Origin of the sequence: Gracilibacillus kekensis (genome assembly GCF_900143085.1) — a bacterium.
GTDB lineage: Bacteria > Bacillota > Bacilli > Bacillales > Amphibacillaceae > Gracilibacillus > Gracilibacillus kekensis.
In genome coordinates this window covers 262,413-286,948 of sequence record NZ_FRCZ01000004.1, presented here as the reverse complement: position 1 = coordinate 286,948, position 24,536 = coordinate 262,413, and the positions used below count along the sequence as shown (strand labels likewise).

Sequence of the window (24,536 nt, the reverse complement as noted above, 5' to 3'; positions counted from 1 at the left end):
TATTTTTTTAAAGTTCACCATAAAACTCGCCACTATAGTGAAGAGAGGTTCATAAACACACATCTAGAACATGAACATACACTATCGATAATAAAGGAGAGATTACATGTATTATCATAAATATCAGCCCTTTTATAATCCGACTTATTACAGATCCTATCCGGATATCGATTTAACTATGTTTGAACAATCTATTCAACAATCACAAAAAATCGCAAATGATTGTCTCATTATGTTAAATACATTTTCCAACAAGGAATTCGCATATCAGGTAATGTCAGCTGCGCAAAATGGGAATCAACAAGAAGTTGATCGACTCTTAGAATCAATTGGAGTTGACTCCTCTATTACTTCCACATACACTCCTAGTGGAATATCGCTAAAATTGCATACAAATGCTTATGAATCTCCCTGCTGTTTCTTTACGATCTTTTTAAAGTGGGGCGAATAGCTTGAACAGGTACAATTCTTCGGTTAAACTTATAAATTATCTTAAACATGCTATAATGTAGTAATAGTAAAATGACGTCAGGAGTGAGGAATTGCCTAGAATAAGAAATCTACTATTTCTATTAATAATTGTGGGATTTATTTGGTTTCGTTATGGTGATAATTATCAGACAGCAGGAATTGATAATGTCTGGCAGGAGATGCAAAGTGATTTTCAAGCTGTCAAAGAAAGCCCTGTTGTTACAAGTGCAGTTAACAATATTCGATTTCAAATCGAACGTTTATATAGTATGATTACGGACGATCAAGAAGAGATATCCGCTCCTCCACAAGTCGAAACCCCGAAATTAGATCAACCTGATAAACAAAGATTTTCTATTCATAATGTAGAAATAACGGATACTAAAGATGAAGTAGAAAAATTACTTGGAGAAGCTAAGCGTACTTCTATAAATGAATATGGAGTTGAATGGCATACTTACCATGAACAGTATCAAAACTTTATAATGGTTGCCTATAACTCTGACAATCAAGTGGCTGGTCTATTTACTAACCAGGATCTGATTCGTTCAACCAGCGATATTCGTTTAGGAAGTACGAAGGATGAAGTAAATAATCAATTAGATGAACCACTTGATTCTATTCAAAAAGGTTTTGTGAAATATCGAATTAATGATGACAGCGAACAGGATACCTATTTAATCGACGAAAATTATGTGACCATCTTCTATGATGTTCATCAAAATAATAGCGTAGCTGCAGTTCAAATCATATCGAAACAATTAGAAAATCAAAAAGAAGATTATTTTGCCAAAGCAAGCAGCGATTTAGCGGATGGTTTGGAATATCAATTATTTGATTTAACTAATGCGGCACGAACTAAGTTTGAACAACCATTGCTAGATTGGCATGAAGAATCTCGCAACACTGCTGAAAATCATAGTAAGGACATGGCAGTACAGAATTATTTTTCTCACACCAATTTAGATGGCCAGTCTCCTTTCGATCGACTGGAAGAGGACAACATCACTTTCCGTATGGCTGGAGAGAATTTAGCAGCTGGACAGTCAAGCAGTATTTTTGCCCACCAAGGTTTAATGAATTCAAAAGGGCATCGAGAAAATATCTTAAAAAGCGAATTTCGTTTAATGTCTGTTGGTGTAGCATTTAATGAAGATGACCAGCCTTTCTACACGGAAACATATCTCACAAAATAATGCTTACTTGAAAAAGTAAGCATTATTTTAATCATTAATTATCTCTCTTTTTGTGATGCTTACGATCCCACTTCGGAATAAAATTGTTTTCTTCTAAAGTTTGATATCTTTCCTCGATGTGTTGGATAATTTTATCACCTTTTTCTTTAGAGAAAACACCGTATTCAACATATTTAGAGATGATCGATATTTCGTTTTCAAGTGCTTGTTGTTGTAAGATTTTCATTTCTTCTACCTGTGCCTCTGTTAATGTCACCTCATCACTTTTTTCAGCATAAACGGTATTAATTGCTCCAACAGACAACATTAGTGTGATGCCTATTACCAATAGTTTTTTGGAACGCATAAAATCACTCTCCTTTTATGATTAATATGTGCTGCATTTGTAGCACTATACACTAAAAGAGAGTGATTTTATGTTTAAGAATGGAGTTGCACATCCTTCATCCAATTTATCAGTAGATCCTCACGATATAAATCATCTGGATAGGTCACCATACCAGTATCCTCTTCTTCATATAGATATTGCAAAAATTCATTGAGTGCTCCCATATATTCTTGATAAAAAAATTCATAACTAATGGTTTCTTTAGGCATCAGATTAACTTCGCAAACTTTAGGAGTAATATAGTTTACATACGTTCTACATGGTATCGGTCTTATTTCATAGGCTAAACACTTATTTTCCTTCGTATCTAACATGACACAAGGTAACATTTTTTTCTTATAGCTATATTTAAAATCATCATCCACTTCATCAACGGCATTAACTTGTTGTAACTCACTTTTATACGTTTTATAGTAGTCATTAAAATGTTTCTGTAATGCTTGTTGACGTTCTTCTGGAAACTGTTTCATAGACGCTTTCATTATTTTTGCTTCCATCTCATTAATAACAATTGGAAAATAACAGCAAAAAGCACATCCCATTTGACAGGTTGGCTGTAAATCTACCATTTTTTCGATTGCCTTGATTTCATTGCTAACCACTTGTAATAGTTGCTGATAACTAGCAATTAACTTTTGATCTGTCGACAAATCTGTGTTTGCTAAATTTTCAATTACCGAATAAAACTTTTCCTCTTCTATTTGGTATTTCTCATTTAATTGCTGACATTTATCGATCACTTCCTGATAATCCATATAACGCATTCTAAAATCCCCTATTTCTAATGATTGAATTTGCACGTCCGCTTTCACGTATTCTCTATTATAGCAAAAAAGCCACCACTTAAGTGGCAGCTTTTAATCCATTCTAACATTATCGACCGGAAATACTGGATAGATAGTACTTAACCAAATAGAAAACACAATAATAGTTACTATCAAAGTAATGAAATAAAGATCCTTAAGAGAATATGACACCTGATAATAATACGTTCTGTCGTTAGAAAATTGCTTGGCTTCCATGGCGATCGCCGTTCGGTGAGCTCTACGTATACTTTGAGCCAGTAAAGGAATGGAAAAACGTTGGATTCGTTGATAGAAACCTTTTACCCCTCTATCGTACGTAACACCCCTCACCTTTAAAGCATTGCGTAAGTTTTGAAATTCACTCACCATAATCGGTAAAAGGTTGATAGCGGCCATAAATGCATACGCATATTTTGGATTTAATTTAAGACTTTGCATAGAGGAATAGAATAATAAAACGGGTCTAGTTGTTAATGCAAAAAGTAAACCCAATAAACCAAAGAGTATACCTCTGAATCCTAAATGAAGACCACGGTAGAAACTTTCCTCTGTGATATGAATCAATCCGAATTGATACCATGTTGTATTACCCTCCCCGAAGAACATCATGGATGTGGCGGAAGACACAAATATAATAAAAAAAGGTATCGACAATAAGCTAATCAATTTGAGTGAATGACCAGTCCAACCAATGTATAAAACTCCAAAACCTATTAGCAAATATAACAAAATAGTAGGATTATGGATGAATAATATCGCAATAAACAGTACAAGCACTATGATAAACTTCAGAACCGGATGAAGCAGATGTAGCCAGGTTTGTTGATAATTTAATTCAAAGTGCATGACTGCTTACACCTACCTTTTCAGATTGAAACAGATCATGGTACTTTTCCTCTACTAATTGCCCTTGATCTATTTTCCATTCCTTAGTAGCAAAATGATCGACAATTTGCTGATCATGTGTGACCATCACTATGGTAATACCTTTTTGTCTCAGTTCTTCTAAACAATCTAGCATCATAAACGTATTGATAGCATCTTGTCCGAAGGTTGGTTCATCTAAAATTATGATATCATCTACCTTAATCGTCGCTGTTGCCACACTAAGTCTGCGTTTTTGTCCGACCGATAACTGATATGGATGATGATCATTTACTTGTTCCAAACGATATCGCTTTAAATGTTCTTTTATTTTCGCTTTTTTATCGGTATCTTTCGATGTTAGAGAAAAAGCCAATTCCTGATAGACGCTATTTGTTACAAATTGCAATTCTGGATTTTGAAAAACAAATGCTATTTTTTGATAAATAGGAAGGTTTTGTTCAGCAAAAAAGTAATGTATCGAACCTTTTGTATTGATTAATTGCATGATCATCTGTACTAAGGTGCTTTTTCCAGACCCATTAGGCCCTGTTATCGCAATCCAATCACCTTTGTTTATGACAGCTTTATCTACTAAGATTTCTCTGTTTTTATGATAGTAACCACTAGCGGAATCTAATTCTATTAATGTATGAGCTGTTCGGTCATTTCCTTTGTGTTGTGGAGTTCGAGAAACAAGATAATCGCTCCATGATGATGGATGCCAAATACCAAATTGATCAAACATTTGTTTATGATCTTGGAACACACGAGTTGGTGAACCATCTGCGACCAACTCCCCCTGATCATCCAACATTATCACACGATCAACGATATCGCTGACAAACTCGATTTTATGTTCAATAATTACGATGGTTTGTTCATCTTGAATTGATTTGATCGTATCCCATACCTGTTTGGTTCCTTCAGCATCTAATAAAGCAGTAGGTTCATCCAAAAATAATACATCTGGTTGCAATGCTAGTGCACAGGCGATAGCCAGTCGTTGTTTCATTCCTCCAGATAATTGATTGATCGGCGTATGGATATCCTCAAGCTGTAAATCCACACGTGCTAGTATTCGCTGAATCTTTTCCTTCATCTCTCTAGAAGGAACCTGTCTATTTTCAAGAACAAAAGCAATTTCTTCATCTACATATGGCATACAAAATTGTGAATCAGGATCTTGAAAAACCATGCCATAATTAGAATCTACCTGTAATCTGTCCGCTTTTAACGGAACTTCTATCACACTCGGTATAAGACCTGCCAGTATTTGTAGTAATGTTGATTTCCCTGACCCAGAAGGACCGACAATCAAAACTTTCTGACCAGAAGGAATCGAGAGTGATAGATCTTTAAATATAAAGTTTTTCCTATCCGGAAATATGACTCGAAGTTTCTCAATCTCTAACATATACTCACCCTGTTTCTTTTTCTAATGATTGATAGTCCTTGGATGACAATGGACGGATTAATTTTGTTACGCCTGTTTTTTCTAAAGCTTTGACAATATAGAATGCAAATACGCCTGTAATCAAAATCGCACCAATCAAACGAGCCACAATTAATAAGGTTAAATTCCATAGTGCAAGTTGATCAATATAGCCATAGAAAATGTCTAACACTAACGAACCAATGGTCGCACCAACTGCTGCTAAACATACGGTTAGCAAATGGTAGCTTTTATATTTAAAAATAGCGAAAACGACTTCACAACCAATACCCTGTACGAAACCATAAAGTAATAAGGAAACACCCCATTGACCACCAAACAAGAATTCTCCTTGAGCGGCTGCAAGTTCTGCAAGTAATGCAACACCAGGTTTTCGAATGATTAAAAAAGCAACCGTTGCTGCCATAAACCACATACCGTAAATTAATTGATCGATATGTAAGCCAAATACAGAGAGTACATTATATAAAGGACCCCATATTTTATAAATCACACTAAATATCAACGCAATCATGATGGTTACTAAAATATCAGTTCTAGTAAGTCCTTTTCTCATTTATTTTCTCTCCTTTGTTATGAGGGAATGCCAATCTTCTTGTTGATAAGCCATTTCCCAAAACATTAATTCATAGTGGCTACTTAACAAGAAATGTTCTTTCATTCTATCTTTATCTTTGTCGTTCACTTGTTCTGCTATATCATCTAATCGATTAATTTGTTCTTCCACAAGCATTCTAAACCAATCTTCTCCATATGCTTCTATCCATTTTTGATAAACTGGATGATCCGGTTCACAATGCTTTAATTGTTCACCCACTTCATAATAAACCCAATAACAAGGTAATATCGCTGCAATTACGTCTCCTAAGTGTCCTTGATATGCTGCACGATACATATGTGACGTATAGGCATATGCGGTTGGAGACGGCTTAAAGTTTCGTTTCTCTTCTTCCGTAATCCCAAGCATATCTGTAAAGGTTCGATGTAAAGCTAGTTCCGCTTCATATGTTCCTTGTGCATGTGCTGCCATACTTTTTGTTACTTCTAATGTTTCTGCTTTTGCGGCACCAAGAGACTGAATACGAGCAAAATGGGATAAATAATACGAATCTTGTAGTACATAATACTTAAAATTTTCAATTGGCAAGGTTCCATCACCTATCCCTTGGACAAATGGATGAGTTAAGCTAGCTTGCCAAATTGGATCCGCTTCTTGTCTAATTACTGTCGAAAATTTCATGAAAAAGTTCCTCCTAAAAACGCAAAAAACCACTATCCATACGCAGACGTAAAGATAGTGGCTATACTTATATATAAGTATCACTTCTTGCCACTTCCCTACGCTGGTATAAACCAGATCAGGTTCTAAGGGTCTTAAAGTAATACTTTAATCTCAGTCTTTAAAAGACACCCCTAGTGGTTTCTCGCTTTATTATTTTATTCCCATTCATCATATCAAAATTTTCCAGTATGTCAAGAAAGAATTTCATTTAATCTAAAACCCTCTTGCGTAGCAATAAAATATTTGTTACAATTCTACATAACGTAAAACAATTTCATAATATTTTACTTCAATATTAATTGAAGTGAGAATAGAGGTGCAAAAACCATTAGTAAATAATCGGAGGACGATGTAGCCTGTGATGATTATTGAAAGGGGAATTTGCCGAAGTGATTTAGAATTACATTCTTCTCTGTCACTGGTCCTACATTGAAAAAATGTCGGGCTGTCATATAGTGCTACACTATATGGAGGGCTATCTCACGCATCGATACCATGTGAATCCAAGATGCAGCAATGAGACCCTCATTGTTGCATCTTTTTGTTTGCAATGGTGATGAGATACCCTCTATTCAAACGAAAATTTCGAATTGTTTTAAATCTTTGAATAGAGGTGGATATAACATGAATTTTGGTCGTGTATTAACAGCAATGGTAACTCCATTTGATTCGAACGGAGAGATTGATTACGGAAAAACAGAAAGATTAATTCATCATTTATTACAAAATGGAACAGATGCATTAGTTGTGGCTGGAACTACCGGTGAGTCACCAACTTTATCAAAAGAAGAAAAAATATCTTTATTAAAATTTGTCGTAAAAATAGTAAATAATAGAGTTCCGGTGATTGCTGGTACAGGGACAAACAATACGAGAGAATCGATCGAACTTACCAAAAAAGCCGAGCTCATTGGTGTAGATGCGATTATGCTTGTTGCACCATATTATAATAAGCCGTCACAAGAAGGTTTATACCAACATTTTAAAGTAATTGCAGAAGCCACAACATTACCAGTGATGATCTATAATATTCCTGGTAGAACGAGCGTGAACATTGAACCGGCAACTATTATTGATTTATCTAAAATTGAAAATATCGTATCTGTTAAAGAAGCTAGTGGAAACTTAGATGCAATGGCTACGATCATTCGTGAGACAGACGATAATTTTTCTCTATACTCAGGTGATGATAATCTAACACTACCTGCAGTGGCAATTGGGGCAAACGGAATTGTATCAGTATCGTCCCATGTTGTTGGCAATGAAATAAATGAAATGGTAGCTGCTTGTCAACAAGGTGATATGCTTCGAGCTCAAAAACTACATCAGTACTTATTGCCTATTATGAAAGCTCTTTTTATGGCTCCAAGTCCCTCACCTGTCAAAGCTGCATTAGCGATGAATGGAATCGATGTCGGAAGTGTTCGGTTACCATTAGTAGCATTAAATGAACAGGAAATGAGCTTATTACGTCATGAATTACATTTTACTCATGAGAAATATAATGTAGGATAGAATAAAAAAGACGCAGATTAGTATCATAACGGGTTCGGTTTTGGAGTACAAAACAATAAAAAACCGTGGAAATAGATCCTTAAATGGTTAAGAACTAATGAAAATGACATATCAATTAACAGTGAAAATAACACAATAAAAAGGAGCTTGATTATCCAAGCTCCTTTTCCTATGTTTTTAATTGTCGCCTTCTTCCACTAACGCAGCTCGTTAGCTTAAGAGGATAAAATTTGTTTTATAAATTCAGTAATTAAAGGGTGGGGATTTTCAACAGTTGATTTTATTTGTGGTACAAATAATGTACCAATAAAATATTTGTGATTTTTTAACTCTAAAATTCTTGTTTCACCGTTTTCATCTTCACCAACAGTTAACAAGCCCGATTCATCTAATGCACCCTTGTATTCATGGTTTAAGCCAAAATTACAATAGTATTGTTCTACAATTTTATTTGAATTGTAAATTTGATGAGTTTTAGATAGTTTGTCTGTCAAATTAATTTCTAAAGATTTTCCAGCAAGAGAACACACCAAATGATTTATTACCAATTTTGATCCATAAGGGTCATATTCAGCGTGTTCTGCATCAGTTATATTTAATACATTACGTGCAAATTCAATAACAATATGTTGAAACCCTCCACATGTACCAAACAAAGGTACATTATTTTTTCTGGCAAATTCTATGATTTTTAATGCACCTTTCATACTTTTGTAGGGGCTACCAGGCGAAATCCAAAATCCTTTATACTGCTTAGTTATATCCTGAAAATCGGATTCAGCTATTTCGGTAGGCACCCATTCTCCTTGAAGTTCTGCATTCAACAGTTGACAAGAATGTACTATTGCTTCATTTGTTGTTACATGCGGAATAAAATCAGGATTAAAATCACCAATAATTCCAAATTTCACTAATATCACCCCATCCTTTTCTTTAATCATAAAAGTAGTTTATAATATTAGTCAAATTAATGTTTTTAATATTAAGAATGAGGAGAATTCATATGAACATTACTCATCTACAAATATTATGTGCAGTTATTGAAACTGGTACTTTTACAAGAGCAGGGGAAAAACTTAATATTACTCAATCTGGAATTAGTCATGGTGTTTCTGCATTAGAACAAGAATTAGGAGTTTCATTATTAGTGAGAGATAGGAGTGGAATATATCTAACTGAAAGTGGAGAAAAGGTTCTAAAACATGCAAAAGAAATTCTTAACCATATAGATGGTATTAAAGAAGAGACAAAATTACTGTCTAATTTAGAATCTGGTAAAATTCGAATTGGGAGCTTCCCCAGTGCTTCAAGCAGTTTTTTACCAAAATTATTAGCTTCTTTTCAAAGGAAATATCCCAAAATTGAAATTGTATTATTTGAAGGAACTGATCAAGAGATTATAGAGTGGATTAATAATCGAATAGTTGATGTAGGTTTTACGACACTTCCACAAGACAATTTAGATACTTTTCCAATTGGTAAAGACCGTTTTTTTATTATTTTGTCTGATAAACACCCTTTAAAAAATAAACAAGAATTATCCATCCAAAGTGTAATTAAAGAGCCATTTATATTATCTAAGGGAGGTTGCGAACCATTAATTACTAAGGTATTCAAAGATAGAAAAGTTTCTCCTATCATTAAATATGAAGTAAAAGATATGGCAACAATTTTGGCTATGGTTAAAGAGGAGATTGGGTGGACGTTGGTTCCAGAAAAGGTTCTACCAAATGAAATTATTGAGTATCATGCGATTCCTCTTGATCCACCTTTTTGGAGACAATTAGGATTAGCTGTAATTTCCTTATCAAAATGTTCTAATGCCGTTCGAACATTTATTAAAGAGAGTCAAGTTTTATATCCATAAAATTTGCTAACAAGTATTTTCTTATTGTAGTATCCTGCTTCGTTAGTTGAGCAAGCTTATTCAGTTCTTATATATTCATTTTAACATAAAATTTCCATTTACCTTCAAAAAATAGAATAGTCCACATTCCTTCCAGTGAACTATCTAAGATATATAATATCTTCCAAAGAAAATTCTTTATCTGTTATCCCTAATCTTTGGGCAGGGGTTTTTACGGTTGTCTGTTTACCTTCCTTGGTTTTGAAAGGTAAACAGAAGTTGCGGGTTTTAAAGCTATAATCCATTCCAAAATTACTACTAAAAAGATCGGGTGGGCTTTCCCAGTTTTTCTTAGTATAGTTATCTATGAAAGACATTACCGATTATTCTTTTTTCGCTAATTCATCTATCACATAAGCAAGCAGTACGGTTCTAGGTACAAATGAGTTTAATTCTAAATATTCACTTTCACGATGTGCCCGTCCTCCAATAGGTCCTAAGCCGTCAACGGTTGGTATACCAAGTGCAGATGTAAAAGAAGCATCCGACCCACCGCCTGTTTCGGTATCTTTAATAAAAATATCGAGTTCATCCCCTACTTTTTTGATAATACGCAAAAGTTGTTCGGTTTGCTCTGTTTTTTCCATTGGCGGACGATTAATATCGCCTTCGATCTTTACTTTCGTTCCATCGACTTCCGTGCTTTCAATGATTGATTTTATTTGCTCTTTAATTTCGACTACTTGTTCTTGTGTTCGAAAACGCACATCGATTTGAGCGGTGGCATGATCAGAAACCGTATTTACCGAAGTTCCACCTTCAATCAAGCCTACATTAACATGAATACCTTCTTCCTCATCGGTAATCTCATAAAATTGAATAATTTTATGTGCTAGTTCTTCGATCGCACTTCTCCCCTTCTCGGGTTCAATTCCTGAATGAGCTGCTTTACCAATCACTTCTAACGTGTAAAGCCCCTTACCCCTACGCGCTGAGACAATTGCTCCATTTTTACGAGCTGGTTCCATTACTAATGCATATTTTTTATCCGCTGCACGTTTCTCAATTATTTCCCTTGACGTTAACGAACCTATTTCTTCATCACTTGTTAATAAAATTTCTACTTGATAAATTGAATCTTTTTCACTATCTAACAATGCTCTGATAGCAAAATAGACAGACACAAGGCTTGCTTTCATATCAATCACACCTGGCCCATATGCACGACTTTCATCCATTCGAAAAGGTCTTTCATTTACTGTACCTTTTTCAAATACGGTATCCATATGAGTCATAATTAAAATGGTTGGTTTTGTATTGTCTGTGTTTTTCTTTTTTATGATTAAATGATTACCAAACTCTTCTTGTTCTATTTCCGTAATATCAAAATCAAGCTCTTGATATAATTTTTTCATAAAGTTACCTACTTGATCTACACCTGCTTTATCGTAGGAACCACTATCAATATTTACTAATTTTTCAAGCATTTGTACCATTTCATCGTGATGTTTCTCTATATACGTTTTCATTATGTAATATCCCTTACTTTCTTTATGGATTAACAAAATCATACTATAATTTGCTTGTTTTTGCTATACTAATCGTAACTCTACTATTAAAGAAGGAGATTTCCAAATGCACATTTTTGTAGATGCTGATGCTTGTCCGGTTGTAGATATTATTATCGCGGAAGCTAACGCAAAGGAAATTGAGGTAACATTAGTAAAAAGCTATAACCACTTTTCCATGAAAGAGCATCCAGCTCATGTTACGGTTAAGTATGTAGATGATGGCGCAGACTCAGCAGATTATCGCATTGTCCAAATGATTCAGAAAAATGACCTTGTAATCACTCAGGATTATGGATTAGCTTCTTTATGCTTAGAAAAAGGATGCTTCTGCATGCATCATAAAGGTTTTCGTTATACAAAAGAAAAAATGGATCAAATGTTGCAGGAACGACATATAAATGCAAAAGCCAGAAAAGCTGGATACCGAACGAAAGGACCAAAAAAATTTACAGAAGAGCAAAAAGAAAACTTCCGTAACAAATTACGAAGGTTTTAATGAATCATTAGTTATCTTCCTTATTCTGTGAAACAATCTCAGCAATTCTGCTTACTTGCCAGCGTTTTGCTGTTTCCTCGTTCACTTCATAAATTTTGCCTACGCGCAATAATTCTTTGTTATACGTTGATTGAACCAACATTTTTACTTTTGTCATTCTGAATCCTCTCCTTGATGTATATAACCATTTAGCCAATCAAGACAAGCATTCTTCCATTCTCTTGTGTTTGGGTGTTCATCTGCAAGACCTAAGCCATGTCGGCCATCTTGATAAATATGTAATTCATAAGGAATGTCATGCGCTTGCAATGCTTCTGCATATTTTAAACTATTAAATGCAGGTACTGCTTCATCATTAGCCGTTGTCCAAATAAATGCTTGTGGTGTATCTTTATGCACAATTTTTTCGCAAGAGTACTTATCAATTAAATTCTGCTCAGGATTTGAACCTAATAAATTCTCTTTACTGCCTTGATGCGTATGTTTTTCCATTGTGATCACAGGATAACATAAAATTTGAAAATCTGGTCTAGAAGAATATGTATTAGACTGATTATCATTAACAGAATTTTCGTTATAATGATTACTAATAGTTGCCGCTAAATGACCACCAGCTGAAAAGCCTAGTACACCTACTTTAATATCACTGAATAATCCCCATTCTCCTAAACTAGAACGAATCATCTGGATTGCAATTTGTCCTTGTTCAATGGTTATTTGATTTTGTATCGGCGCTATCTGATACCTTAAAACACAAGCATGATAACCATTTAAGTTAAGCCACTCGGCAACAGGCTCTCCCTCGTGATAAGCACGATGCTGATAACCACCGCCAGGAATCACTAAAACTAGAGGAGCATCTGGTCGATTCTCTAATAAGTAAGGTGTAATACTCGGACAATTTTGATGTAATGCATCCTCTTCCCAATTAACTTCTTTTTTATCTAAGATATTCAATGGAACAAACCACCTTTATATACCATTTTGTACTAGTATATCATAAGGGATCTTAAGATGTATCTAGTCAAAATCATTATAAACTTCTCGTTATATAGGTGAATACCCTATCCATTTTGATAATGTTGCATAGGCTACTATCAAGTGATGAAAGTTTATTGCAGGAAGGAGAATTCATCATGTATCATCAGCAACCAATGAGACCACAACAATTCAGGCATCAACCACACCCGCAAGAGAGGTTTTTTGGCCCAATTGGCCCCTTAGGTGCAGGTTTATTAGGGTTTGGTTTAGGCTTTTTAGGTGGAGAATTAATCGATGGACCACCTGGCCCCTATCCATATCCACCTTACCCACCCTATTACAATTATCCACCATACGGACCACCTTTTCCTCCAGGACCAGGTATAGGTCCGGGGCCAGGCCCATATGGACCGGGACCTTATTTTGGACCTTTTTAGTCTGTCATGATAAGAAAAGTGCTCAGATTTTGTTCATCTGAGCACTAATTCATTTCTTTTCATAAAGTACCTCATTATTGGTATTTAACCCTCTTTATTTTACCGCATATGTATTCTCCACCTCAAAATTCTTTTAGCTCGCATACTGGTGCTCTGCTCCCTTTTCAAAATCATACTAGAAATAAACACTGACAGACAATCTAATAACGAAACCTATTTAATGTTAAATTCGTCTTAACATGTAATGGGAGGAGTGTATCTATGAAAAGAAAGCTATTCATTGTTTTTACTGTTCTATTGTTAAGTATTTCAATAGTAGGGTGTGGTAATTCTGATATGGAAGGAATTATTTTAGAAGTAACAGAAAATGAGTTATTACTTTCAAAGAATCTTTCTCTGGACAAGTATGAAGATATGAAAAACAAATCAATTTCAGAGATACAGGAAGAAGAAAAGGGTATTTTTTTAATTTATTTAACACATGACAATACAAAGGAATGGTCAAAAGGTGATGAAGTAAAAGTATGGATTGATGGAGATATACTTACCTCCTATCCTGAACAAGCTAAGGCTAAAAAAATCCAATTTAAAAAATAAGTTTCTCAACAGTCCGGGGTAATTAGCCAGTAAAAATCGTATAGCATTAACTATACGATTTGACATTAATTATTTAATTAAGTGAACTATTTAACAAAATAACCTGTCCACATATACGTGCAACAATCTAATTTCTAAAACAAATGCATGCTTAAATAACGTTCTCCTGTATCAGGTGCGACACAGACAACTTTTTTGCCTTTACCAAGTTTTTTAGCAACTTGTATCGCTGCAAATACTGCTGCACCTGCTGAAGGTCCGACAAAGATACCTTCCTCTGATGCTAATCTTTTGAAGGTATTAATCGCATCTTCATCACCTATTTGAATGATTTCATTATAAATAGACGTGTTTAAAATATCTGGCACAAAACCTGGACTTGTGCCCACTAATTTGTGCTTACCTGGTTTACCTCCTGATAATACAGGTGAACCTTGAGGCTCGACAACTGCTATATGTAAGTGTGGAAGCTTTTCTTTTAAGGTTTCACCAGTTCCGGTAATCGTACCACCTGTACCTGCAGTTGCTACAAAACCATCTAGTTGTGCATCCATTTGTTCTAGAATTTCTAATGCAGTTGTTTTTCGATGAATATCTGGATTTGCTTTATTTTCAAACTGTTGCGGTATAAAACTATTAGGAATTTCATCCACTAGTTCTTTTGCTTTTTTTATCGCTCCTGGCATTTTTTCACTACTAGGTGTTAATACCACCTTTGCACCAAAAGCCTTTAAAATATTTATTCGTTCCTGTGTCATGTTATCCGGCATTACCAAAATTGCCTTATATCCTTTTGCTGCCGCTGTCATCGCTAAACCGATGCCAGTATTACCACTGGTAGGCTCAATAATGGTTGAATCTTCTTTTAATAAACCCAATCTCTCTGCTTCTACAATCATATTATAAGCGGCACGATCTTTGACGCTTTTCGAAGGATTAAACATCTCTAATTTTACATATATATCTGCTGCATCTTCAGGTACGATCCGATTTAATTTAACCATTGGTGTATTTCCAATCAACTCTGTCATATTTTGATATACATTCATATTTTGAACCCCTTCCTAACCATATAAGCCCATCTTACCAATAATTAAAGATAATACCAACGATCATGCTTTGATACGTTCAAAAGAAAACACTACAAATGCTTGCTTGGGAAGATGTTGCACTTGTGTGCACACTTCTCCTTTTAGGCGATATATATTCTTTTATCGGACACTTGGGTAGGTGCGCACTTCTCCTTTTGGGCGATATATTCTTTTATCGGACACTTGAGCAGATGCACACTCCTCCTTTTGGGCGATATATTCTTTTATCGGACACTTGGGCAGGTGCACGCTTCTCCTTTTGGACGATATATACTTTTAATAAACTATTTCGGTTAGTGCACAGTAATTTAGGAAAATGGGGATACCCATGGTAAATGGAAAGTGGACAGCGGGAGCGGAGGTTAACCATTTAAGACTATTCCAAAATTACCGCACAGTTTATTGCTAGTATCTTCCTTATACGCAAGAAAATCCAAACGATAATAATCGTTTGGATTCTTCTAATTCCAGGTTCTTTTTTGCTGTATTCTTTTAAATGTCGTCTACTACAATGTAAGCAGCTCTGATCGGTCCGTGTACTCCGACGACAAGATTCATCTCAATATCGGCACTATTACTAGGTCCTGTGATGAAATTTATACAGGATGCGATATTCTCGTCATTCTCAACTTTTTGATGAATGTAATCTGTCGCTTGGGTCATTCTTTTGACAATTGTTGATTTAGGTATAATCGCGATATAGTTAGCCGGTAATAAACTAACGGATCTGCCCTGGCCCTTATCATTTAACAAAACCACTGTACCCGACTCTGCCAAAGTTATATCACTAAAAGTAATACCAATTTCTGCACGCTCTGCAAATTTAATAGAAGACTCTCGATCCAGTCGATCCCACTTAAACGAATCTAATTGTGCCAAAAAATCAGAAATATTGGTTTCTTCAAATCGTTTATCTTCAGAATACACCACTGTTTTTGATTGGTATTGATTCATAATTGACTCGATAGTTGCGGATAGTTCATTTACATTAGTCTGAAAAAAATCGGTATGGATATTGTCACACTGATCTTTTAATACTGTAATTAACTGATCTTGGTCATAGCCTTCTAATACATTACGTTGTGGGGTAACAGACCATGTTGGTTTCTCCACTGGTTTGTCAGAAGCTATTCCACCAATTTTTGCTCTAATATTTTCTAAAAAACGATCACGATTGATAATATTACCTTTTGGCATCTTGTTCACCTCGTTTCTCGCGATTCTTAAACCAATCACGAAAACGTTCATTCTCCGGTTTTGGAAAATCTCTTGCATGTGTCCAGTGTTTAAGTGGACCCGGTCCTTTGGTGATCATTTGTTTCCTAGCAAATGGTGTGGACATAAATGGCGCCATTTTTGTTGCTGTCCGATAAAGACTTGCTGAATTCATTAGCTGTTCAAATCCTCGCATAGCAACTCGCTCTGACAATGTTGTTCTTTTCTCATCCTCAACCATTTTACGTCGATGCATGATCAGTTGTTCATGAAGTGGAATTTTAACTGGACATACTTCCGTACAAGCTCCACATAATGAGGAGGCATAAGGCAACTCTTTATATTCGTCATAATCCGATAAAAGTGGTGACAGTACAGCACCAATTGGTCCGGGATAAATCGATCCGTAAGCATGGCCTCCTACATGACGATAAACAGGACATACATTAATACAGGCGGCACAACGAATACAATGTAATGCTTCTTGAAATTCTGTACCTAAGATTTTCGAGCGACCATTATCGACAATCACTAGGTGAAACTCCTCAGGGCCATCTGCTTCTTCTAATTGTTTTGGTCCGGTTAAAGCTGTAATATAACTTGTCAGCTTTTGGCCAACAGCTGCACGTGTCAATAAACTGACGACGACATCTAGCTCTTCCCAACCAGGTACAATACGTTCCATCCCCATCACCGTAATTTGTGTTTTCGGTAAAGCAGAGACCATTCGTGCGTTTCCTTCATTGGTTACCAAAGCAAATGAGCCTGATTCTGCGACAGCGAAATTACATCCCGTGATGCCCAGATCAGCCGAAAGAAACTCTTCACGTAGTTTCTCACGTGCAAATAGTGCTAATTCTTCTGGTTTTTCAGTCTTCAAATAACCTAATTTCTCATTAAATACATCCCGTATTTGCTCTTTATTTTTATGAAGTGCTGGTGCAACTATATGTGATGGAGGATCATGATCATCTATTTGCAGAATGTACTCTCCTAAGTCTGTCTCTATCACTTCACACCCTATTTCCTCCAGTGCCTCATTCATCGAAATTTCTTCGGTTACCATCGATTTCGATTTCGCTATTTTTTTTGCTTCTTTTTCTTTTGCTATTTTTTGGATATACTCATTTGCCTCTTCGCCTGTTTCAGCAAAAAAGACATGACCACCTAATTCCGCAACTTTTTCACTTAATTGATTTAAATAATAATCGAGATGCTCAATCGTATGGCTACGAATCTCTGAACCTAGTGTACGCCAATCCTCCCAATCTCCTAACTCATCTGCAGCTGTTGCACGCTTATCCTGTAATCTCCCTTGAGCTGAGCGCACAGCACCACGCATGAAGTCATCTTCAATTCCTTTTGTTACTCGTTTTTTAAAATCTTTTTCACCAATGTGCATCGGCATTATACGTCACCTCTGCTATTCAGAATTTCTGCAATATGCTTCACTTCAACTGGACTTCCATTTCTGGATAAACGCCCTCCGATATTCATCAAGCAACTGCCGTCAGCACCTAATAAAAGATGTGCCTTCGTCCCTTCAATATGTGCTACTTTTTCATCTACCATTTGTTCCGAAATATCACTCATTTTAATTGAAAAAGTTCCACCAAATCCACAACAATCATGACGATTCGGCAGGTCAACTAATTCCAAGCCTTTTACATTTTGTAATAATCGAAATGGTGCTTCCTTCACACCTAATAAGCGAGTCATATGGCAAGAAGTATGATAGGTCGCCACACCTTGATAACTTGCACCGACATCGTCTACCCCTATAACATCTACAATAAATTGTGTTAATTCATAGGTTTTGTCTTTTAAAGCAATCGCTCGTTTTTGCCAATCTGATCCTTCTTCAAATAACTGCGTATATTCATGTATCATATAAACACACGAACCGGAAATACCAACAACATATTCCGCATGTTCGAATGTTTCGATCAAATGTTTTGCTACTTCAATCGTTTCTTTTCGGTAACCGCTATTATAAGCGGGTTGACCACAACATGTTTGGGCTCTCGGAAAATCCACCTCACATCCAAGACGTTCCAATAACTCAACCGCTGCTTTTCCCGCATTCACATAAAACATATCCCCTAAACATGTAATAAAAAATGACACCTTCATTTTGTTTACTCCCCTTTTAGGAACAAGCCTTAGCCTTTTGTCTATTCTAGCACGTTTTAGCTATATAGTAGAATGGATAAACCCTCTAAAACGAGAGTTTATCCATTCTCTTTTACTATCGTGTGAATGCTGCTGCAACTCCGCCATCTACTGTCACCATACAACCTGTCGTTTTAGCAGATTTTGATGAAGCAAGGAATGCAATTGATTCTGCAATATCCTCTGGTAAAATGTTCACATTTAATATCGTACGTTTACGATAATGCGCTTCTAAGTCTTCTGTTCCAATACCATAGGAAGATGCACGTTCTTTTTTCCATGAAGAATCCCAGATCTTAGATCCTCGAATAACCGCATCTGGAAGTACAGAGTTAACACGGATTCCTAAAGAACCTCCATCCGCTGCAATCGTGCGAGCTAAGTGCACTTCAGCAGCTTTTGCCGTACTGTATGCTGCTGCATTTTTTCCAGCATAGATTGAATTTTTTGAACCGATGAATACCATATTCCCACCAATATCTTGCTCCTTCATCAGTTTGAATATTTCGCGAGCTACCAGGAAGTATCCTGTTACTAGTACATTGATATTTAAGTTCCATTGATCGATTGTCGTTTCTTCAAATGGACTGGAACTTGCAAGACCTGCGTTATTTACTAATATATCGATACCACCATATTTACGGACCGATGCTTGGATTGCGGCTTGTACTTCTTCTTCTTTTGTTACATTCATCTTGACTGCGAATGCACGATTTGCTCCATATTTTTCATTGACTTCATTCGCTAAATTCTCAGCACCTTCTAGGTTAATATCTGCAATAACAACATGTGCTCCTTCGTCTAGCAAACGATACGTTGTAGCAGTACCAATTCCGCCTGCACCACCGGTTACAAAAGCTACCTGACGTGAGAACTCTACTTCAGGGGGAGCTAAGCTTAGCTTATAAAGCTCAAGTGGCCAATATTCCACACCATAGGATTCTGCTTCATCTAATGACACAAAGTTCCCTAAAATAGTAGAACCTGTCATTACCGCAATCGCACGGTGATAAAGTTGCTCACTAATATTAGCAGCAGTCCAGCTTTTACCGGTATTGACCATTCCAAGACCAGGTATCAGAATAATACGTGGTGCTGTCTCTACTAGTTGGTCACCTTCATTTTTGTTTCTTTCAAAATAGGCTGTATATTCTTCTTTATATGTTGCAAGACCTTCTTTTATTTTTGATTTCAGTGAGTCTAGGTCTCCAGATTGTGGATCCCAATCGATAAATAATGGTACTCGTTTCGTGTGTACTAAATGATCCGGACAAGCTGCACCAACTTGTGATAATTCTTTGGCATCGTTACTATTAACGAATTCTAGAACGCTATCATTATCATTATAGGTTGTTAGCATTTTTTTATCTTGACTAACCTGTCCACGAATAACAGGCATAACTTCAGCAAATAAAATTTCTCTTTTTTCAGGGGAAAGAGATTGGTATTTAGCGCCACCAAATAGGGTTTTAGCGGCAGCTTTTTGATTAATATAGCTCTCTGCTTCATTAATAATATCAATCGTTTTATTGTAGCTTTCTTTAGAAGTTTCTCCCCATGTAACAAGACCGTGCTTCTCCATAATCACTAATTCTGCATTCGGATTGTTTTGAACACCTTCCGCAATCATTTTCGAAAGTTTAAAACCTGGGCGGATATAAGGAACCCACACATAACGATCGCCAAAAATCTCATTTGCAATTTCTTTTCCATTATCTGCACAGGCAATGCTAATAATTGTATCTGGGTGAGTATGGTCCACTTGTTTATAAGGTAAAAATGCATGTAAAAGTGTTTCTATCGATGAGCGAGGGTGTTTCGCATCAATCATACAATGTGACAGGTATTCCACCATTTCCTCATCTGACATATCATCACGCTCAAGAAGTGGACGTATATCATCCAATTTTAAGCCAGTAAAATTGGATGATTTCATGGTAGCCAAATCTGATCCACTACCTTTCACCCACATTACCTCCACATCGTCTCCTTTAAAATCTTTCTCGATCGTTTTTGAAGAAGTATTGCCTCCGCCAATATTTACGACAGAACGATCTGAACCTAATAAATTTGAACGGTACACTAACGATGCTAACCCATCATCTTGTTTGATTTTACTATCATCCCATTTGTTTTGAACCAAAGGAATTCCTCCTCTTAATCTTTGTTTATTTTTATATTATACTACTAAACAAAAATAAATCAACACAAACAAATGTTTATATGTTGATTTATTTGTGAATTTTATCGTTGTGATAAAACTTCCTTCTCATAAGATTTTACTTCATCCAACCATTTCTCCTGTGCGGGCACTTCCATTTGTTCACAATAATAGTCCCAGATCGCACCGAACGGATAGGTTTTGAATTCTTCCAATAATGCTAAACGGTCGGTGAAATTTCCTTCCTCTTGAAGTTGTTTCAAATGAGTGTTAGGTAATAATAGAGCATATAATAATGACTTAATCATATTCCTTGTACCTATTGTCCATGCTGCGACACGGTTGATACTCGCATCAAAGAAATCCAAGCCAATCATTACTTTATCCAGTGCATCGTTGCGTACGATCTCAAGACCGATTTCACGTAACTCATCATCCAATATCACCACATGGTCACTATCCCAACGAACTGGTCGTGATACATGTAAAGCTAATTGATCACTAAATAAAAGCATGGCAGAGATTTTATTAGAAACCACTTCTGTTGGGTGGTAGTGACCTGTATCAAGTAAACACAATTTATTGTTCTTCAAAGCATAACCCATATAAAATTCATGTGACCCTACGACGTAAGCCTCTGAACCGATACCAAATAGCTTACTTTCAACAGCATCTACGTTTAGTGACTCATCAACATCAGCTGCAAAAATCTCGTCTAGAGAATCTTTTAATCGTTTTCTTGGTGTTAGACGGTCACTCGGGATATCTTTATATCCATCGGGAATCCAAATGTTTGTTAATGCCTGCTGTCCTAATTCTTTTCCAAAATACTCTCCGATTTTGCGTGATTGGATACAATGTTTAATCCAGAAATCACGAATTTCTTTATCAGGATTTGTTAGAGTTAAACCATCTTCTGCTTTTGGATGGGAAAAAAGCGTAGGGTTAAAATCCAATCCTAAGTCATTTTCCTTTGCCCATTTCACCCAATTCTCAAAATGTTTTGGTTCTAGTTGATCACGGTCAACCACTTCGCCTTCCGTTTCTGCATAAATCGCATGTAAATTTATTTTATGTTTTCCAGGGATTAACGATAACGCTTTTTCCAAGTCACTTCTCAGCTGTTCAGGAGTAGTCGCTTTCCCGGGATAATTACCAGTAACGTCAATGCCGCCTGATAACTCTTGTTGGTTCACTTCAAATCCTCCAATATCATCACCTTGCCAACAATGAATGGAAATCGGTACTCTTTTTAATTGTTCAAATGCCTCCTCGATGGAAACTCCCCATTTTTCATATTGTTCTTTTGCTCTTTTAAAATTATCTTGTACACTCATTATCTTCACCTCTTGATTAAAATTTTTGAATATCAAACGATTGATTAATAATTTGTTTGGATTCTGCGATCGATTTAATCTGACCTGTTGCTATCATTTGAGCTAATAGATTCCCTATCGCTGTCGCTTCACCTGGACCAGTGTAAATTTGCTTACCTGATATATCAGCTAACTTTTCATTCATATAATTGTTTTTACTGCCACCCCCAATAATATGAATCGTGTCGTAGCTTTTACCTGTTAATTGTTCAATTTCTCTGGCAGTTTGATCGTAGCTGTAAACTAAGCTATCAAAAATACATTTTGCAAATTCACCAGCTGTTTCTGGTATGGGTTGATCTGTCTCTTGACAGTATTCCTGAATAGCCTGCTTCATGCTAGATGGACGTAAAAATCGTTGATCATTGACATCGACTGTAGATGAAAAGTCTTTCGTTTGGTAAGTCATATCCACAAACTCGCTGAAGCTGATCTCCTCATTCCATTCTCGTTTTACTTCTTGAATCATCCATAGTCCCATGATGTTTTTCAAGAAACGAATGTTACCATTTGCACCACCTTCATTGGTGAAATTGTAGTTAAATGCCTGAGGTGTACTGATCGGTTCGTCAAGTTCAACTCCCATTAAAGACCATGTCCCAGAGCTGATGTAAATCGTTTCATTGCTAGGTACCGCCATAACAGCTGAAGCAGTATCATGTGTACCTGGAAGCACTACTTTAAGGTTACATTCTAGTTCCTCTTGTAACTCTTTTGTGAGCGTGCCGATTTGTTGTATTGGTTCTTTGGGTTCTGCAAACAAATCGTTTGGAATCCCTAATAAGTCTAAAAAGGAAGTATTCCATTTTTTGTCTTTTGCGTTTACTAATTGCGTGGTAGTAGCATTCGTATATTCATTCGTTATCGTGCCTGTTAATAAATAATGGAGATAATCTGGAACCATTAAAAAATGTGCCGCTTTATTTAAAATGTCTGGATTTTCTTTCTTCAAGGCAAATAATTGATAGATAGTATTAAATGGTTGGAATTGTATGCCTGTCTCTCGATATAGTTTCTGCTTATCAATGTGTTGAAGTACTTCTTCCATCACACCATCTGTCCGGTGGTCTCTATAAGCGACAGCATCTGTTATCCTTTTCTTCTCTTGATCTAATAAAACAAAGTCAACCGCCCATGTGTCTATACCAATGGAGACTGGTTGATAGTGAAGAACCATGCTTTGTTTTATTCCTATCTTTATTTCTTGAAATAGCCGATCAATATTCCAACATAAGTGACCTTTCTTTTCTTCCATTTTGTTTTCAAAACGATGAATTTCGTCTAAAATAAGTTTACCATTCTCGAGATAGCCAGCAATCACTCGACCACTAGATGCACCGATATCCACTGCCAAGTTACATTTTTGCAACTGTATCACTTCCTTCTTGTAAGCGATTTATAAACTTATCATATCGTGTTTTCTGCTTTATATTAATATCGAAAATTACCTATTTATTGTCCTTTTTTGCAAGTGTTTTACAAATGAGATCTATAAAATTCGATGGATCAATATAAAAAACACTATGAAAGACATGTGTGTGCACTCTTTCATAGTGTTTTTGAATCTAGAATGTTATTCTTTTTTAAGGAGTTGAGTTTGGTATACTTTTGGAGTCATTTTATATTTTTGTTTGAAAATTCGGTAAAAATAACTGATATTTTCATAGCCTATTTCTTCAGCAATTGCTTGCATAGACAACTCACTGTATAGCAATAAGTTCTTCGCCACTAACAATCTTTTCTCCTGAACCAGGTCCTTAAAATTTTGATTCGTTAATGCTTTAACTTGTTTACTTACCCAATAGGCAGTTTGATTAAATTGTTTGGCTAATGCTTGTAAGTTTGCTTCTCGATAGTTTTCTTCTATATAGCGAAATACTTCCGTTAGAAACGTATGTTTTTCCGTATAGAAATTATTTTGCTGTGTCTGCTTCTGTTGCTCAATCAATTCTAAAATTAAAAGTCCCATAAGAAATTTTATTTTTGATTTAGACAGAATCGATTCCTCAAACATCTCTTCTAATAATTGGCTCATAATCTCCTGAATTCGAATCGAATCGGAAACTGGATAATACAAAAATTGACCGGTCTGATTATAATCAAATATGCTATTCATTAAAAAATGGATCATCTGACTCTGAATAAAACCTGTAGAAAGATTGGATAGGATATAATCAAAAAAAGCCGGGTGAATAATAAAGTTAATAATAATATCCTCTTTTTTACAAGCTGTTAGCTCATGTTCAATGTGCTGATTGAGTAGCAATATATCTCCCTGTCTTAAAGTCATTGACTGGTTTGCGACTTTTTGATGAAATTGACCATTAAACACATAATTCATTTCAATATAATCATGCGAGTGTTTCGGAAAATCGATATATCTAGGATGCTTACGAATCATAATTAAATCATCTTTTAAAAATTTCTCGCTTTGGATGATAAAATCTGAGGTTAAGTTTGTATAGATTTCCTTATTAACCGCCTTATCGCCCCGCAAGATCCCACGTTCCTCATCTGTTTCCAACATCAGCTCATTTAGTAAAGTCTTATTCAAAACGAGTCTCCCCCAAACCATACCTTATCCTTTACTTTCAAAAAAAGCTCATCACCATATC

25 protein-coding genes and 2 riboswitches are annotated in these 24,536 nt (G+C 35.8%); of the genes, 7 read left to right on the top strand and 18 right to left on the bottom strand.

Translation table 11 applies throughout. From position 1 onward, the window contains the following. Window positions 1–106: 106 nt before the first annotated feature. Entirely contained in the window at window positions 107–451 is a 345-nt protein-coding gene (locus BUC25_RS11585; RefSeq protein ID WP_073202034.1) for a YuzC family spore coat inner layer protein, read from the top strand. A gap of 91 nt (window positions 452–542) precedes the next feature. Continuing rightward, entirely contained in the window at window positions 543–1,667 is a 1,125-nt protein-coding gene (locus tag BUC25_RS11580) for a CAP domain-containing protein (protein WP_073202033.1), read from the top strand. 34 nt (window positions 1,668–1,701) lie between these two features. On the opposite strand, the gene BUC25_RS11575 is transcribed toward BUC25_RS11580, so the two are convergent. From BUC25_RS11575 to tenA, 6 genes are all read right to left on the bottom strand, one after another. After that, window positions 1,702–2,013, bottom strand: a complete 312-nt coding sequence (locus BUC25_RS11575) for a DUF2680 domain-containing protein (protein ID WP_073202032.1) — start codon at window positions 2,011–2,013, stop codon at window positions 1,702–1,704. Between the two features lie 74 nt (window positions 2,014–2,087). Next, window positions 2,088–2,819: a YkgJ family cysteine cluster protein gene (locus BUC25_RS11570; protein ID WP_073202031.1), complete on the bottom strand. Its 732-nt coding sequence runs from the start codon at window positions 2,817–2,819 to the stop codon at window positions 2,088–2,090. A 93-nt stretch (window positions 2,820–2,912) separates the two neighbouring features. Then, window positions 2,913–3,707, bottom strand: a complete 795-nt coding sequence (locus BUC25_RS11565; RefSeq protein ID WP_073202030.1) for an energy-coupling factor transporter transmembrane component T family protein — start codon at window positions 3,705–3,707, stop codon at window positions 2,913–2,915. Then, complete coding sequence (locus BUC25_RS11560) at window positions 3,697–5,142, bottom strand: ABC transporter ATP-binding protein (RefSeq protein ID WP_073202029.1); 1,446 nt, start codon at window positions 5,140–5,142, stop codon at window positions 3,697–3,699. The genes BUC25_RS11565 and BUC25_RS11560 overlap by 11 nt, the downstream gene beginning before the upstream one ends. Before the next feature lie 4 nt (window positions 5,143–5,146). Further along, window positions 5,147–5,737: an ECF transporter S component gene (locus tag BUC25_RS11555; protein ID WP_073202028.1), complete on the bottom strand. Its 591-nt coding sequence runs from the start codon at window positions 5,735–5,737 to the stop codon at window positions 5,147–5,149. Continuing rightward, window positions 5,738–6,421 carry a thiaminase II gene (tenA, locus tag BUC25_RS11550; RefSeq protein WP_073202027.1) on the bottom strand — a complete coding sequence of 228 codons (684 nt, stop codon included), beginning with the start codon at window positions 6,419–6,421 and terminating at the stop codon, window positions 5,738–5,740. It abuts the gene before it with no gap. 78 nt (window positions 6,422–6,499) lie between these two features. Continuing rightward, a riboswitch (TPP riboswitch) is annotated at window positions 6,500–6,606 on the bottom strand. 160 nt (window positions 6,607–6,766) lie between these two features. Further along, a riboswitch (Lysine riboswitch) is annotated at window positions 6,767–6,949 on the top strand. Window positions 6,950–7,087: 138 nt separating this feature from the next. Between tenA and dapA the strand changes: the two genes are divergently transcribed. Beyond that, a complete protein-coding gene (gene dapA / locus BUC25_RS11545) occupies window positions 7,088–7,978 on the top strand; it encodes a 4-hydroxy-tetrahydrodipicolinate synthase (protein ID WP_073202026.1) in 891 nt (296 codons plus the stop codon). A gap of 215 nt (window positions 7,979–8,193) precedes the next feature. Here the strand turns inward: dapA and BUC25_RS11540 are convergent, their stop codons facing one another. Then, on the bottom strand, window positions 8,194–8,889 hold the full coding sequence (locus BUC25_RS11540; RefSeq protein WP_170862688.1) for a CTP synthase C-terminal region-related (seleno)protein: 696 nt from the start codon (window positions 8,887–8,889) through the stop codon (window positions 8,194–8,196). A 92-nt stretch (window positions 8,890–8,981) separates the two neighbouring features. Between BUC25_RS11540 and BUC25_RS11535 the strand changes: the two genes are divergently transcribed. Next, a complete protein-coding gene (locus BUC25_RS11535; protein ID WP_073202024.1) occupies window positions 8,982–9,845 on the top strand; it encodes a LysR family transcriptional regulator in 864 nt (287 codons plus the stop codon). Window positions 9,846–10,207: 362 nt separating this feature from the next. Here BUC25_RS11535 and BUC25_RS11525 read toward each other — a convergent pair whose 3' ends face one another. Then, window positions 10,208–11,353, bottom strand: coding sequence for a M20 family metallopeptidase (locus BUC25_RS11525; protein ID WP_073202022.1), 1,146 nt, complete (start codon window positions 11,351–11,353; stop codon window positions 10,208–10,210). Window positions 11,354–11,459: 106 nt separating this feature from the next. Here BUC25_RS11525 and BUC25_RS11520 point away from each other — a divergent pair, with 106 nt between their 5' ends. Then, a complete protein-coding gene (locus BUC25_RS11520) occupies window positions 11,460–11,891 on the top strand; it encodes a YaiI/YqxD family protein (protein ID WP_073202021.1) in 432 nt (143 codons plus the stop codon). 7 nt (window positions 11,892–11,898) lie between these two features. Here the strand turns inward: BUC25_RS11520 and BUC25_RS19385 are convergent, their stop codons facing one another. Further along, window positions 11,899–12,048, bottom strand: a complete 150-nt coding sequence (locus BUC25_RS19385) for a hypothetical protein (protein WP_170862687.1) — start codon at window positions 12,046–12,048, stop codon at window positions 11,899–11,901. Further along, window positions 12,045–12,848, bottom strand: a complete 804-nt coding sequence (locus BUC25_RS11515; RefSeq protein ID WP_073202020.1) for an alpha/beta hydrolase — start codon at window positions 12,846–12,848, stop codon at window positions 12,045–12,047. The genes BUC25_RS19385 and BUC25_RS11515 overlap by 4 nt, the downstream gene beginning before the upstream one ends. 179 nt (window positions 12,849–13,027) lie before the next feature. Here BUC25_RS11515 and BUC25_RS11510 point away from each other — a divergent pair, with 179 nt between their 5' ends. Continuing rightward, window positions 13,028–13,309: a hypothetical protein gene (locus BUC25_RS11510; RefSeq protein ID WP_139251817.1), complete on the top strand. Its 282-nt coding sequence runs from the start codon at window positions 13,028–13,030 to the stop codon at window positions 13,307–13,309. Window positions 13,310–13,570: 261 nt separating this feature from the next. Next, window positions 13,571–13,906, top strand: a complete 336-nt coding sequence (locus BUC25_RS11505) for a DUF3221 domain-containing protein (protein WP_073202019.1) — start codon at window positions 13,571–13,573, stop codon at window positions 13,904–13,906. A 134-nt stretch (window positions 13,907–14,040) separates the two neighbouring features. On the opposite strand, the gene cysK is transcribed toward BUC25_RS11505, so the two are convergent. The 8 genes from cysK to BUC25_RS11465 all read right to left on the bottom strand — a co-directional run bounded on the left by cysK (window position 14,041) and on the right by BUC25_RS11465 (window position 24,475). Next, window positions 14,041–14,955, bottom strand: coding sequence for a cysteine synthase A (cysK, locus tag BUC25_RS11500; RefSeq protein ID WP_073202018.1), 915 nt, complete (start codon window positions 14,953–14,955; stop codon window positions 14,041–14,043). Between the two features lie 534 nt (window positions 14,956–15,489). Continuing rightward, on the bottom strand, window positions 15,490–16,194 hold the full coding sequence (locus BUC25_RS11495; RefSeq protein ID WP_073202017.1) for a LutC/YkgG family protein: 705 nt from the start codon (window positions 16,192–16,194) through the stop codon (window positions 15,490–15,492). Continuing rightward, window positions 16,181–17,620: a LutB/LldF family L-lactate oxidation iron-sulfur protein gene (locus BUC25_RS11490; RefSeq protein WP_073202016.1), complete on the bottom strand. Its 1,440-nt coding sequence runs from the start codon at window positions 17,618–17,620 to the stop codon at window positions 16,181–16,183. The genes BUC25_RS11495 and BUC25_RS11490 overlap by 14 nt, the downstream gene beginning before the upstream one ends. After that, window positions 17,620–18,345 (bottom strand): (Fe-S)-binding protein, encoded by a 726-nt coding sequence (locus BUC25_RS11485; RefSeq protein WP_073202015.1) that lies wholly within the window; start codon window positions 18,343–18,345, stop codon window positions 17,620–17,622. The genes BUC25_RS11490 and BUC25_RS11485 overlap by 1 nt, the downstream gene beginning before the upstream one ends. A 115-nt stretch (window positions 18,346–18,460) precedes the next feature. Then, window positions 18,461–20,527, bottom strand: a complete 2,067-nt coding sequence (locus tag BUC25_RS11480; RefSeq protein WP_073202014.1) for a bifunctional aldolase/short-chain dehydrogenase — start codon at window positions 20,525–20,527, stop codon at window positions 18,461–18,463. A gap of 101 nt (window positions 20,528–20,628) precedes the next feature. After that, window positions 20,629–21,882 (bottom strand): L-rhamnose isomerase, encoded by a 1,254-nt coding sequence (gene rhaA / locus BUC25_RS11475; RefSeq protein WP_073202013.1) that lies wholly within the window; start codon window positions 21,880–21,882, stop codon window positions 20,629–20,631. 16 nt (window positions 21,883–21,898) lie between these two features. After that, window positions 21,899–23,290: a rhamnulokinase gene (rhaB, locus tag BUC25_RS11470; RefSeq protein WP_073202012.1), complete on the bottom strand. Its 1,392-nt coding sequence runs from the start codon at window positions 23,288–23,290 to the stop codon at window positions 21,899–21,901. Between the two features lie 204 nt (window positions 23,291–23,494). Further along, window positions 23,495–24,475 carry an AraC family transcriptional regulator gene (locus tag BUC25_RS11465; protein ID WP_073202011.1) on the bottom strand — a complete coding sequence of 327 codons (981 nt, stop codon included), beginning with the start codon at window positions 24,473–24,475 and terminating at the stop codon, window positions 23,495–23,497. Between the last annotated feature and the right edge of the window lie 61 nt (window positions 24,476–24,536).

Excerpts from the sequence above, each read along its gene's own strand:
- BUC25_RS11495 (WP_073202017.1), bottom strand. The coding sequence starts at position 16,194 with ATGCCAAAAGGTAATATTATCAATCGTGATCGTTTTTTAGAAAATATT.
- BUC25_RS11520 (WP_073202021.1), top strand. The coding sequence starts at position 11,460 with ATGCACATTTTTGTAGATGCTGATGCTTGTCCGGTTGTAGATATTATT.
- BUC25_RS11535 (WP_073202024.1), top strand. The coding sequence starts at position 8,982 with ATGAACATTACTCATCTACAAATATTATGTGCAGTTATTGAAACTGGT.
- BUC25_RS11510 (WP_139251817.1), top strand. The coding sequence starts at position 13,028 with ATGTATCATCAGCAACCAATGAGACCACAACAATTCAGGCATCAACCA.
- BUC25_RS11505 (WP_073202019.1), top strand. The coding sequence starts at position 13,571 with ATGAAAAGAAAGCTATTCATTGTTTTTACTGTTCTATTGTTAAGTATT.
- BUC25_RS11560 (WP_073202029.1), bottom strand. The coding sequence starts at position 5,142 with ATGTTAGAGATTGAGAAACTTCGAGTCATATTTCCGGATAGGAAAAAC.
- BUC25_RS11490 (WP_073202016.1), bottom strand. The coding sequence starts at position 17,620 with ATGCCGATGCACATTGGTGAAAAAGATTTTAAAAAACGAGTAACAAAA.
- dapA (WP_073202026.1), top strand. The coding sequence starts at position 7,088 with ATGAATTTTGGTCGTGTATTAACAGCAATGGTAACTCCATTTGATTCG.
- BUC25_RS11555 (WP_073202028.1), bottom strand. The coding sequence starts at position 5,737 with ATGAGAAAAGGACTTACTAGAACTGATATTTTAGTAACCATCATGATT.
- BUC25_RS11585 (WP_073202034.1), top strand. The coding sequence starts at position 107 with ATGTATTATCATAAATATCAGCCCTTTTATAATCCGACTTATTACAGA.
- cysK (WP_073202018.1), bottom strand. The coding sequence starts at position 14,955 with ATGAATGTATATCAAAATATGACAGAGTTGATTGGAAATACACCAATG.
- BUC25_RS11525 (WP_073202022.1), bottom strand. The coding sequence starts at position 11,353 with ATGAAAACGTATATAGAGAAACATCACGATGAAATGGTACAAATGCTT.
- BUC25_RS11570 (WP_073202031.1), bottom strand. The coding sequence starts at position 2,819 with ATGCGTTATATGGATTATCAGGAAGTGATCGATAAATGTCAGCAATTA.
- BUC25_RS11565 (WP_073202030.1), bottom strand. The coding sequence starts at position 3,707 with ATGCACTTTGAATTAAATTATCAACAAACCTGGCTACATCTGCTTCAT.
- BUC25_RS11575 (WP_073202032.1), bottom strand. The coding sequence starts at position 2,013 with ATGCGTTCCAAAAAACTATTGGTAATAGGCATCACACTAATGTTGTCT.
- rhaA (WP_073202013.1), bottom strand. The coding sequence starts at position 21,882 with ATGAGTGTACAAGATAATTTTAAAAGAGCAAAAGAACAATATGAAAAA.
- BUC25_RS19385 (WP_170862687.1), bottom strand. The coding sequence starts at position 12,048 with ATGACAAAAGTAAAAATGTTGGTTCAATCAACGTATAACAAAGAATTA.
- BUC25_RS11485 (WP_073202015.1), bottom strand. The coding sequence starts at position 18,345 with ATGAAGGTGTCATTTTTTATTACATGTTTAGGGGATATGTTTTATGTG.
- tenA (WP_073202027.1), bottom strand. The coding sequence starts at position 6,421 with ATGAAATTTTCGACAGTAATTAGACAAGAAGCGGATCCAATTTGGCAA.